Source organism: Microbacterium wangyouchuni (genome assembly GCF_054072595.1).
Genome location: NZ_JBSVRM010000003.1, coordinates 217,612 through 229,829, shown reverse-complemented (window position 1 = coordinate 229,829; position 12,218 = coordinate 217,612). Strand labels below are relative to the sequence as shown.

Genomic DNA, 12,218 nt, shown 5'->3' with positions numbered 1-12,218 from the left:
GCATCCGAGTTTTGGCCTGGATGCCTGGAGACGTCGCATAGTGGCCTAGTGCACCACCCTGCTAAGGTGGAGTCCTCTCTAAGGGGACCGAGGGTTCAAATCCCTCCGTCTCCGCCAAAATCCCCCTGGTCAGAAGCTATTTTCTAAATTCTCTGCACTCGTTTTGCGTCAAATTGCCCATGGAGACGTCGACCCAGGGCGCCCAGTCTGTTCGGTAGGCATGCACGACAGCGCTGGTCACAAGGCTTTTAATGATGACCTCGCGCCCGGAGGCCGAGGGATCTTCTCCCTCGGTCTCTCGCCGCCCCGCGCCTAAGTCCCGGAGCCGTTCTATTTCTGCAAAAGATGACCTACCTTTTCAGCCGAGATGCGCGCCTCGAGCGCCGCTCACCACACTGTGGGCCGGACTTTTCCGGTTGGGTCCGATGAGTTTGTCCGAGTTCGATACGGCGACGCGCGTGGCCACAGGGAAGCCACTGCTCGACTTCCAGTTCCGAGAGCACGGTGTTCAAGCCGGAGAAGGAGCTCTACGGGTTTGATGTCAAGTCATGACTCTTCGCGATGCAGTCGTTGCTCAGGGGATAATGTGCTCAAGTGGAGAGGAGCACGGCGGTGTCAGGTGTTGACAAAAAGTTTCCGTCCAAACGGGTCACAGCGGCTGATGTCGCGCGTTCAATAGGTTTGTCCCGCGCTACCGTCGGTTTTGTTTTCAACGACACCCCGGGGCAGACCATTCCGGAGTCCACGCGCCGGCGGGTGTTCGCCGAAGCGCAGCGGCTCGGATACAAACCGCACACCGCCGCACGTGCCCTCGCAAGTGGTCGAAGTCACATCGTGCTGATCCTGTTGCCAGACTGGCCCGTCGACTACAGCATGAGGGCAAATTTGGATGAGGCATCGCTGGTGCTCGATCGGGCCGGGTACTCGATGGTGACGATGACGCCGCATCCAGGGGGACAGGCAGTTCCTCTCTGGGAGAGCCTGAGTCCCGAGGTGGTCATCGCGTTGGCTCCGCTCTCGGACGCGCAGCATTCGGCGATTGTCGCAACCGGTGCACACACGCTGGTCCCCGGTAGAGATGCCCTGGAACTAGGACGTGAGCTCCATTTCGAAGAAGGCCCCAGCCTTCAAGTAGAGCACCTCGTGAACTCCGGCCGTCACCAGATTGCTTTTGTGGGGACAACTGATCCGAGGCTGCAGGATCTGGTTTCACAGCGCAGTGGGCTGGCGGATAAGACGCACCGTGCCATCACCGGGCGGCCCTTGGTGGCAAGCGTCGCAGTGAACGAGTCCACCGTCGGATCGACGCTCGCCGAACTCGTCAACAACGGAGTCGATGGGATCGTGGCGTACAACGACGACGTGGGCGCTCTCGTTCTCGGTGCCGCCATTCGCGCGAGTCTGCCCGTGCCGGGCACTCTCGCGATCGTCGGCCACGATGACACACCGCTGGCTCGTCTCGTGGTCCCGGCTCTCTCAAGTGTTCGTGTGGACACCGCGGGTCTAGGGCGATTCCTCGCTGAGCTCGCTCTGAGTCGTGTGACGGCTTCTGACTACCCCCAGGCAGGCCCGGAAGCGACTGCTGTTCTAGTGCGCCGGGAGACTAGCTAGTACCTAGTACTTTGCGCTCGTGAGCTGCGTCCCGTACCCTTAGGTAGCGCGCGCTAGTGGCGCGTCTCACGACATCGGAGTCTCATGGCATTCAACGACGAAAACACCCCAGCGGGTGCATCCGCTCAGACTGGTGCATCCACCCAGGTCGAAGTGGTACTTCCGGACCCACAGAAAAAGGTGAGTCGACTCTTCATCACCTTGTTCGGGCTGTTGAACTTCGGCCTCTACTTAACCGTGATGATGCCTGCGTTGTTCAGCCTTCCCTACAAGGTCGGCGTGTTGGACCCAGGCAACAAGGCTGCTCTTCTCGGAGTGGTCGCGACAGTGGGTGCCGTCGTCGGGCTCATCGCTGGGCCGGTCGCCGGGGTGCTCAGTGACCGCACCCACACGCGAATCGGTCGACGCCGGCCCTGGCTTATCGGCGGCATCATCGTGCTCGCGATCGGATCGACCATCGTCGCACTCTCAGACTCGGTACCCATGCTGATCCTGGGTTGGGTCGTGGTCTCGCTCGGCGGCGCTTGCAACGCCGCGGCAATTACGCCGCTCGTCGCGGAGCGTGTACCTGAGGCTCAGCGGGGAATCATGGGCGCGATCGTTGGCGTCGCCACTCAATTGGGCGGAGTGTTGGGTTACACGATCGGCGGACTCTTCACGACGAACCTGCTGCTGATGTTCCTCATCCCGGTCATCACGCTCGCCGTGGTCGGTGCGATCTTCATGATCTTCATCTCGGATCCGATCGTAACTCTTCCTCACACCTCGCTGGCCCAGACTTTCCGGCTGCTCGTCTTCAACCCGCGTAAGCACCGCGACTTTTCACTGGTGTGGCTCGGCAAGCTACTCATGCAGACCGCGCTGGCCTTTCTCACCACCTACCAGCTGTACTTTCTGCTTGATCGGATCGGATTCACCGCCGAGCAGGCCGGGGCGCAGCTCGCCGTGGTGGGTGGCCTCGGCATCCTCATCACCATGACGTTCGCCATCGTCTCCGGCACTCTCTCGGATCGGCTCAAGCGACGCAAGGCCTTCATCTATGGCGCGTCCGGCCTCACTGCTACGGGGCTGGCGCTCATGGCATTCGCGGATGGGTTTGGTCTATTTTTCGCCGCGGTACTGTGCATTCTCGGTGCTGCCGGCATGTTTGGTGCGGTCGACGTCGCGATGGCGAGCGATCTGATTCCCGATCGGGAACAAGCAGGGCGCTGGATGTCGATCTACAACCTTGCGGCGACCCTGTCGACGGCGATCGCTCCGGTTATTGGTGCAGCCCTGCTGCTGATTGGGCCCAGCGCTGGTGGGAACTACACGGCTTTGTTCCTGGTCGGAGCGCTGCTCGCCCTTGGCGTTGGCGTTACAACTAGCTTTGTGAAAGGTGTGCGTTGAGCATGACCTCGTCCACTACAAGTGCACTCTCCGTCGAAGAGACGCTCGCCGCAATGACTCTCCACGAGAAGGTCGGGATTCTCGAGGGTGTTGAATTTTGGAACACTGCCGCGATCGAGCGGCTCGGCGTCCCCGCGCTCTATCTGACCGATGGGCCGCATGGAGTACGAAAGGTGAGGGCTGCGGCAGGAGCGTTTGGTGTCGGTGACAACGAGCCATCGACTGCTTTTCCCACTTCCGCGACCGTCGCAAACTCGTGGAGTCCTGAGAACGCAAGACTGATCGGGGTCGCTATCGGTCGCGAATCGGCCGACAGCGGGGTGGATGTGCTGCTCGCCCCGGGCGTGAACATCAAACGCAATCCTTTGTGTGGCCGCAACTTCGAGTACTTCTCCGAGGACCCCCTCGTGTCTGGGATGCTCGGGGCGGCTTTCGTGCAGGGCATTCAGTCTGAAGGGATCGCCGCCTCTGTCAAGCATTTCGCGGCCAACTCGAACGAGAATTTCCGTTTCGTCGGCGATAGTCAGGTAGACGAGCGCGCTCTCCGCGAGATCTACCTGCGCCAGTTTGAACGCGTCGTCACACACGCTAAGCCACACACCGTGATGTGCGCGTACAACGCGATCGGAGGCGTCTTCAGCTCCGACAACCGCGATCTGCTCACCGGCATCCTTCGCGATGAGTGGGGGTTTGATGGCGTCGTGATGACGGACTGGGGAGCTACCCATGACCGTATCGAGAGCATACAAGCGGGCTGCGAGCTCGACATGCCAGGCGACACCGGACACAACGGAGAGCAACTCATCGCCGCGATCGGAGACGGACGCCTCGATCTGGCAGTGCTCGACGAAGCGGTGCGCCGCATGCTTACCCTCGTCGAGCGGACGACGATCACACCCCGGCGACTCGGTCATGACCCGGTGGAGCACCGCGAGCTCGCCCGGCAGGTCGCCACCGAGGGGGCGGTGCTTCTCGCCAACGACGGCATCTTGCCCCTCGACCAGCGCACCGACTCGCTGCTCATCGTCGGCGAAATGTTCAAGCAGATGCGTTTCCAGGGTGCCGGCTCGTCGCTCATCAACCCGACCGAGGTCGTGAGCCCCCAAAGCGCTTTCGACCACCGTGGCATTGACTACACCTACGCCACCGGATACCGCAGCATGTATCCCGAGCGCGATCCGGCGATGGAAAACGAAGCACTCGCGGCCGCGAAATCAGCCAGCACCGTGCTGTTCTTCGGAGGGCTCACTGACCTCGAAGAGAGCGAAGGATTCGACCGAGAGTCGATGGCTCTGGGAGAGAACCAAACCGCACTGCTGCGGCAGTTACTCGACTCCGGTGCTCGGATCGTGCTCGTGTTGTTCGCCGGCGCGCCCGTCGAGCTGCCGTTCGCCGACGAACTGGCGGCGGTACTCGATATGTACCTTCCGGGAATGGCCGGAGGAGAAGCCGCTGCTGCCCTCCTCTTCGGGGAAGCAAACCCCTCAGGCAAGCTCGCCGAAAGCTGGCCTCTTACCGCGGGTGATGCCAGCTCCGCGGCCGACTTCGACCACGGAACAGTAGCCCAGTACTACGAATCGATCTATGTGGGTTATCGCTTCTATGACAAAGCCAAGACCGTGCTTCGTTACCCCTTCGGGCACGGCCTGTCGTACACCCAGTTCGACTACGGCGACCTCGCGGTGAGCGTGCAGGACGGCCGCGTAGACGTCAGCGTCCATGTATCAAACACCGGGAGCCGCGATGGGGCAGAAGTCGTGCAGCTGTACGTCCGCAACAACGCGGGAGAGGTATTCAAGGCAGAGAAAGAGCTTCGCGCGTTCACGAGGGTCGAGGTTCCAGCAGGAGACACCGTGGAGGCTGCACTTTCGTTTGAGCTGTCTGATCTCGCCTACTGGGATGTACGCGACCGCGGGTGGATTCTCGAAAACGGCGACTACGAAATTCTTATAGCGGCGTCCTCCGACGACATTCGATCGACCGCGCCGCTGCGCATTACTTGGGGCCGCGACTCACGCTCTCCCTACCTCCCCGAGGTCGAGCGCGCGTATGCGAAGCCGCCGGCGCAGATTCCGGAGAGCTTCTCGCTGCTGTTGGGGCGAGACGTTCCGATTCCCTCTCGGTCCCGTCGCCTCACGATGGAGACCCGACTTACCGATGCGCGGCACTCCGTCATGGGCGCAATCATGTACGGGACTGTTGTGTCCCGAATGAAAAAGGACTACCGGGCGGCGCTCGCATTGCCCGACGGTCTCGAGCGTGACGCGCGCGTCAAGAACGCGCACTTCGTGTTGCGGATGATGCCGTTCAACTCGTTGAGAAGCATGGCCATGTCGGCATCCGGTCAGTTTCCCTTTCACCTCGCCCAAGGCATCGCAGATATTGCTGCGTTCCATCCCATCCGCGGCCTGCGCCGGATATTTGGCAAGAAAGCACGTTCATGAAGATCACGTCATTGACCATCGATGGGCTTGCCTCCGGTCTCGTCACGGATGAGACTCCTCGCATCTCGTTTGCGTTGGGGTCCGAGACTCCTGGAGAAAACCTGCAGTCAGCCGTCATCGCTGCCGACGGCTGGAGCGTAGAAACGCGCGAGCAGATCGGAACGGTGTATGCCGGACCGCTCAAACCTTTCACGGAGTACCTCGTACGTGTAACGGCCACAGGGTCGAGCGGAGACGTGGCGGAGGCTACAACGTCGTTCCGCGCCGGACGATTGGAAACACCCTGGTCGGGACAATGGATTACAGACCGTGCCTATGAGACACCCAAGAAGCAATCTCCGCTACCGATGTCGTTCCGCAAGACCTTCGTCGTCGGCGCCGGCTTGCGACGTGCCTGGCTTGAGGCCACCGCTCTGGGAGTGTATGAACTCGAGCTCAACGGCGCCAAAGTAGGGACAGACTATTTCGCCCCGGGGTTCACCTCCTACGAGAACCAGATCCAGTACCAAACCTACGATCTCGATGGGCTTGGTGATGGTGAAAACACCCTCACCGCGACTGTCGCCGGAGGCTGGGCTGTGGGCTCGTATACCCACAAGCGTAAGAACAAGATCTACGCAGACCGCCAGGCCTTTCTGTGCGAGCTTCACTTGGAGTATGCGGATGGGGCTGTCGAGGTGATCGCGACCGGTCCGGACTGGCAGGTCAGCACCGACGGGCCATTCAGGATGGCGGAGTGGTACGACGGCGAGACATACGACGCAACCGTCGGCCAGGAAAGCCAGAGTTGGAAGCAGGCAGACACCACCGCGCCGCGGGGGACTCCGCGGATTGTCGCCCAGTGCGGCCCGCCGGTTCGTGCGCAGCAGGTGATGCATCCCGTCTCCCACTCCGTGGCAGCTAGCGGGGAGCTGATCTTTGACTTCGGGCAGAACTTCGCGGGCGTCGTTAGCGCGATAGTCCGGGGAAAGCGCGGACAGACCGTGACCTTCCGGCACGCCGAGGTGCTCGTCGACGGCGAACTGTTCGTGAAGTCGTTGCGCACCGCGAAAGCCACTGCAACGTACACGTGTGTCGAGGGCGAACAGGCCTACTCGCCCCGCCTGACCTACATGGGATTTCGCTATGTTGGCGTGAGCGGAATCACTGCCGAGGACCTGGACCTCACGGCTCTCGTGGTGCACTCAGACCTGGCGGCGACGGGTTCCTTTACTTCGTCGGATCCCCTCATCAATGCGCTGCAGTCCGCGATCCAGTGGGGTGGCCGATCCAACTTCGTGGACATCCCGACGGACTGCCCGCAGCGGGACGAGCGCGAGGGCTGGACCGGGGACTACGCGGTCTTCGCGACCACGGCGTCTTACAACTTCGACATGAGCAGGTTCATGCGCAAGTGGCTGCGCGATCTGAAGTCCGAGCAGAGCCCCGGTGGTGGCATCCCTATGGTGGTGCCTCGCGCGGGTAATGGCTTCCCGGTGATGGCAACATCCTGCTGGGGTGATGTCTGTGTGCTTGCGCCGTGGGCCGAGTATCTCGCGCGCGGTGACCTCGACCTTCTGCGCGACCAGTATGAAACGATGACCAAGTTCCTCGGTGCCGCCTCCTGGTGGTCGGGCCTCTTCGCGGTCACCAAGAACGCGCGGCGCATCTGGCGCTTTCCCTTCCACTTTGGGGACTGGACGGCTCCAGACGGTGCGGTACGGGACTGGCTCGCCAAGGGCAAGTGGATCGGCACCGCATACTTTGCCAACTCCTGTGGAATCGTCGCCGATATCGCTGACCTGCTCGGTAATCCCGAGGACGCCGCGCGCTATCGGGCGCTCCGCGAGGAGATCATCGTTGCGTACCGCGCCAAATTCACTGACGGCAATGGCTTGCTCGCCAAGGAGTTCCAGACCGGTTACGTACTTCCCCTGCACTTCGGGATGACCAGCGGGGCCGAGACCGACCAGATGGCCGACAATCTTGTCCGACTCATCGACGACGCCGATGGTCACCTGGCAACGGGATTCCCCGGAACCCCGTACATCCTGTTCGCGCTGTCTGATAACGGACGAGTGGATGACGCGTTCCGTCTGCTGCAGCAGACATCGAGCCCGTCGTGGCTGTACATGGTCGAGTCCGGTGGCACCACCATCTGGGAGCGATGGGATGCGTTGCGGCCCGATGGCACCGTCAATACGTCGAGCCTCACCTCTAGCGGGGGAGACGACAGTTCCGACGGCGGGATGGTGTCCTTCAACCACTACGCCGCGGGTGCGGTGGGCGACTGGCTGTACCGTCGGGTGGCGGGCATCGAACCGGTCGAGGGCGGATACCGCAGCTTCCGAGTCGCCCCACTCATGGGTGGGGGGCTCACATCTGCGCGCGGAAGCGTGACAACTCCCTATGGGCAGGCGTCGTCGGACTGGAGCGTCGCCGACGGTGTTTTCACTCTCGCGGTGGAGGTGCCGGTCTCGACATCGTGCACCATCGTGTTGCCTGACGGCACTGAGCACGTGCGCACCAGTGGGCGCCACGAGTTCCAGTGCGAATTCGTCGCAGCGTAACTCGTCCATGCTGGCATACGGTCGGATGATCCAGTGGATGCCTTCATCATCCAGTGAACAGGGGAGCTAGTGACTCACGGGCAGAGATTTGATGTGCTGGCGGACGCCTCCCTCGGCACTGCGTCGGTCAGTCCCACCTTGTTCGGGCTCTTCTACGAAGACCTCAACCGGGCGTGCGACGGAGGCCTCAACGCGAACGTCATCGCCAACCACAGCTTCGACGGAACATACCTCGACCGACGGCTTCACAACGAACTCATCGCCATGACGACCAAACGTCGGGGACGGGTGGCACGAGATCCGGGGCGGCACTGGCAGGTTCTGAAGGGATCGCTTGAGGTGCTGGACGTCGGAGGGATCACACCCGAGGCCAGATTTGGGCGCCTGAGAATTGAGGACGGTAGAGCGGTCGTCCGTAACGGTGGGTATCAACCGACCGGTGAAAGAGGCCGCGCGGTCATTGCAGCAACCATCGGTGTCGACATGGTCTTGTCGGTGTGGCTACGCTCTCACCGCTTCTCGGGTCGCGTATCAGCGCGCCTGGTACAGCCCGACGGAACAATCGCGGGAGAAGTGCCCTTCACTCTCGCCGAGGATGCTCGTGATGGCGCTTGGCAGCAGGCATCCTTTCCAATCCCTGTCTCTCGCACGGGTCGTGTGCACTTCGAGATTGAACTGGAGGGTGAGGGGCATCTCGATATCGATGAGGTGTCGCTGGTACCTGCAGACCACTGGGGAGCCGGTGATCCTCGATGGTCGCAGGGAGTCTTCCGACGCGACCTCATCGAGACCCTCGCGGCGCTCAACCCGAAGTTCATGCGCTTCCCCGGCGGCTGCGTTGTGGAGGGAATGGGCGGCGACAACGCCTATGACTGGAAGCGCACTGTTGGTCCGCTTCACCAACGCCGAGCGGACTACAACCTTTGGGGCCTTCGAGTTGCCGACGGCGACTACAGTCAGTCCAACCAGATCGGCTACTACGAGTTCTTCCTGCTCTGCGAAGACCTCGGTATGGAGCCGATGCCGATCGTCCCCGCGGGAATCAGCTGCCAGTTCCGCAGCAGGGACTGCATCCGACACAACGACCCCGACTTTGACCATGTTCGCCAGGACGTGCTCGACCTCATCGACTGGGCGACAGGGGATCCTGCCGATAGCCCATGGGCCGCACTGCGGGCGGAGGCCGGACATCCGGAGCCGTTCCCTCTGAAGTACCTCGGGATAGGGAACGAGAATTACGGTACGCACTATTTCGAGAACTACGCGAAAATCAGGGAAGCAGTTCGCCGCCGCAATCCTGAGATCGTCCCGATCCTCAGCGCTGGACCCTTCGCGCAGGGGAAGGCGTTCGACGCCACCTGGGAGTTCGCGAGAGGGCAAGAGGGTCCTCTCATCGTGGATGAGCACTTCTACAAGTCGCCGGCCTGGTTTCTCTCTCATGCTGATCGCTACGACAAGATCGACCGAGAAGGCGCCCAGGTCTTTGTTGGCGAGTATGCCGCCAAGTCGGTCACCGCAAAAACTGAGCCAAACACTTTCGAGAGTGCGCTCGCCGAGGCGGCTTTTCTCACCGGAGTTGAGCGCAATTCCGATGTCATAGCGATGACCTCGTACGCACCCCTGCTCAACAATGTCGGTTCACGACTGTGGCCACATAACTTGATCGATTTCAACCCCGAGACCGTCATGCCGACAGTCAACTACGAGGTGCAGAGGCTATTCGGGAACACTATTGGAGAGACCGTTGTTCCCGTCGTGTCTGAACCGCCGCAGGGCGTTTTCGTCTCCAGCACCGCGACGTCTGACCGGCAGTACGTCAAGATCGTGAACACGACGAACTCGCCGGCCGTCGCTGATCTGGTACTTCCGGCCGTCTCAGATGGAGAGTATGTCGTCACCCGGCTTTCGGCTGAGCTCGGCGCAGCGAACTCTCTGACGTTTGAGGGAGCAGGCGAGTCAGCGCTGTCACCGTCGGATGCCTTGGTGCGTGTTCGCGACGGACGAGTTCGCATCGAGGTGGTGGCTCAATCCATAGCTTCACTGGTCGCAACCAGGGCTGCGCCGACCACCTGAGGACGTGACGATACGCGGTCGTCTCGCGGCAAGCATCCTCACTGCAGACTTGATTGAGGCACTGCAGGGTGAGGCGTTCGCGAGAGCCAGGATCCGTGCCCACAATTTGCGTCAAACTGAATAAGAACCAACCCCGCTGAGACGGGCTGAGCCCAGATCGTTCAAATCCTGAAACCGCGTAGATCCGGGGTTTCTGACTGAATCGGGTCGAAACCGGATTCAAAAGATGGGGTTCAAATCCCTCCGTCTCCGCCATAAAATCCCTGGTCAGAAGCTATTTTATAAACGCTCTGCACTCGGTTTGCGTCAAATTGCCCACGGGATTGTGGGCAAAAGGCCCCGGATTCGACTGGTCGCCGCGCATGAAAGCCCTGTTCACGTGCCTTTTCGCCCTAATAAGCCGTGAGGAGACGGAGGGGCTTCGTCCCTCCGTCTCCGCGTCCATCGGCGCGGGGCCCGACTAGCGGGCAACCCGCCTGATGAAACGGCAGAGCAACAGCTGGAATATCTTGTCGACGATGTCTTCATTCTCGATTGTGCGATCAAGCGAACGGGCGCTGGATCCTGCCTTGACTTCGATCTGTTGATTGAGGTGTAGCGAAACTTGGGGCGCGACCGTAGCACCGCTAGTTCGTCTGTCAGGCAGGATTCATCGCGTGCAGCGGCTGCATGCGTCAGGCTGGGCGGAATTACCCTGGATCAGAGCGAAGTGGGTCCGTGTTAGACATCTCCAGGTCCGCCCGATCGGAGCGCCGTTGCGTAAGCATCGATGATGATCGATGCGGCGACGCGGCGCGTCTGTTCAGCAAGGGGGAGCTCGCGGTCGAAGATCTCGTGGTGGGCGCGGACGGGATCCGTTCCGGGATCAGGGACCACCTCAGCGGTCCCAGTGAACCGTGACCGTCCGACTAAGCGGGGTTCCGCGGGCTCGTGTCACTGCATGTTCGACCCGTGTCGCGCACACCAAAGGTCGACCTGACAGTTCAGCGCGCCGTGCCTGTGCTACGTCGTCTCTGTGGCGTGATTAGGAAGACGGCCGTGCTTGCACGGGGATAGGCACGGTGGCGGCCTAGCTAGCCTGACCCTGAAGGGCTGCACAACGCGCAGGCGACACTGCCGGCCGGAACCGTGAGGAAATCCGAGGGCAGGTGGGTGTGCACCAGCGGCGCAAGGCTCGGCGCTGATTCCGCAACTACCGCACTGACGTGTTCAGTCGCTTTCTCGGCGGTTTCGACGTAGATCGAGTGAAAGATCTCTCTGGCGCGAACCCGTGACTTGCCCCATGCGTCCGAGAGCGTGACGTCCGGCAGATTGGGGTCGAGGCTGATCAATCGTCGGAACTCGTGTGTCATCGAAGTCCGGGCGATGAAGCTTTCGGAGGGAGAGAACTCGGCGGACCTCTCCTGCGAAGGGAGCCATCGTTCCGTGAAGCCCTCCAGCTGAACTCGAATGTCTTCCAAGCCCTGCCCGATCGAAAGCGGGGAGTGACCGTCCCGAGGGTTCTCGACCGCAGTGAAAACGGAGCCGCTCTCTACGTCGAGCTCATCGAGCAGAGCTCGTGCTGCATTCGTGCGCCGCAGCGGCGATGCCCAGAGCCCGTCGTATACGGGAGCAAACCCGAGCATGCGCAGACGTGACCGCAACTGACGCCGCGTTTCCTTGCGCGCATCAGGGAGGGAAAAGGCGCACAGCGTCCACTCCCCGGACCATTCGGAACTGGCGCCGTAGGAAGCGATGGCTCGGCCGACCATATATGCGCCGGGGATGATCGCGTCCGTGAACCGGTATGCGGTCCGCCGACCGGTCTTTTGTGTTTGCAGCACGTTGCGCCGCGCCAGACGTCCGAGTGACATGCGACCGCTGTCGGCCGATACGCCGAGGTCACCGACGAGACGTATCAGCGCGGCGGTCGGGAAATGCTCGCGTTGCCCGATCCAATAGTCGCCGAGGATCGTGACGAGTAGGTGCTGCGGGTTGTTGCCCGACTGCCACCGGGGGGCGCTCGCATCGCTGTCGGTGCCTTTTGGTGTCGCCGCCATCGGGTTCCTCGGTTGTCCTCGTTCGTGGGTCGTTTCTCTCCATTAGTAGCACGACCGCGTCTGCTCCTGGGCGACTCGAGGATTCTATTATGGAACAGTAATAACAACGTAAG

General features: G+C 61.5%; 6 protein-coding genes and 1 tRNA gene. 6 read left to right on the top strand and 1 reads right to left on the bottom strand.

Features of this window, described 5'->3' with window-relative positions; all coding sequences use genetic code 11:
- Positions 1 to 26 precede the first annotated feature (26 nt).
- The 6 genes from ACW5CM_RS06170 (at position 27) to ACW5CM_RS06145 (ending at position 10,066) form a co-directional block, all read left to right on the top strand.
- Positions 27 to 117, top strand: a tRNA-Ser gene (locus ACW5CM_RS06170).
- 495 nt (positions 118 to 612) lie between these two features.
- On the top strand, positions 613 to 1,611 hold the full coding sequence (locus ACW5CM_RS06165; RefSeq protein ID WP_457124500.1) for a LacI family DNA-binding transcriptional regulator: 999 nt from the start codon (positions 613 to 615) through the stop codon (positions 1,609 to 1,611).
- Positions 1,612 to 1,695: 84 nt separating this feature from the next.
- The gene (locus tag ACW5CM_RS06160) at positions 1,696 to 3,000 is read left to right on the top strand and encodes an MFS transporter (RefSeq protein WP_457124499.1); all 1,305 of its coding nucleotides are present in this window, start codon (positions 1,696 to 1,698) and stop codon (positions 2,998 to 3,000) included.
- A gap of 2 nt (positions 3,001 to 3,002) precedes the next feature.
- Positions 3,003 to 5,444 carry a glycoside hydrolase family 3 C-terminal domain-containing protein gene (locus tag ACW5CM_RS06155; protein WP_457124498.1) on the top strand — a complete coding sequence of 814 codons (2,442 nt, stop codon included), beginning with the start codon at positions 3,003 to 3,005 and terminating at the stop codon, positions 5,442 to 5,444.
- Entirely contained in the window at positions 5,441 to 7,993 is a 2,553-nt protein-coding gene (locus ACW5CM_RS06150; RefSeq protein ID WP_457124497.1) for a family 78 glycoside hydrolase catalytic domain, read from the top strand. The genes ACW5CM_RS06155 and ACW5CM_RS06150 overlap by 4 nt, the downstream gene beginning before the upstream one ends.
- A gap of 69 nt (positions 7,994 to 8,062) precedes the next feature.
- A complete protein-coding gene (locus tag ACW5CM_RS06145; RefSeq protein WP_457124496.1) occupies positions 8,063 to 10,066 on the top strand; it encodes an alpha-L-arabinofuranosidase family protein in 2,004 nt (667 codons plus the stop codon).
- A gap of 1,073 nt (positions 10,067 to 11,139) precedes the next feature.
- Here the strand turns inward: ACW5CM_RS06145 and ACW5CM_RS06140 are convergent.
- On the bottom strand, positions 11,140 to 12,105 hold the full coding sequence (locus ACW5CM_RS06140; protein ID WP_457124495.1) for a PaaX family transcriptional regulator: 966 nt from the start codon (positions 12,103 to 12,105) through the stop codon (positions 11,140 to 11,142).
- Positions 12,106 to 12,218: the final 113 nt, after the last annotated feature.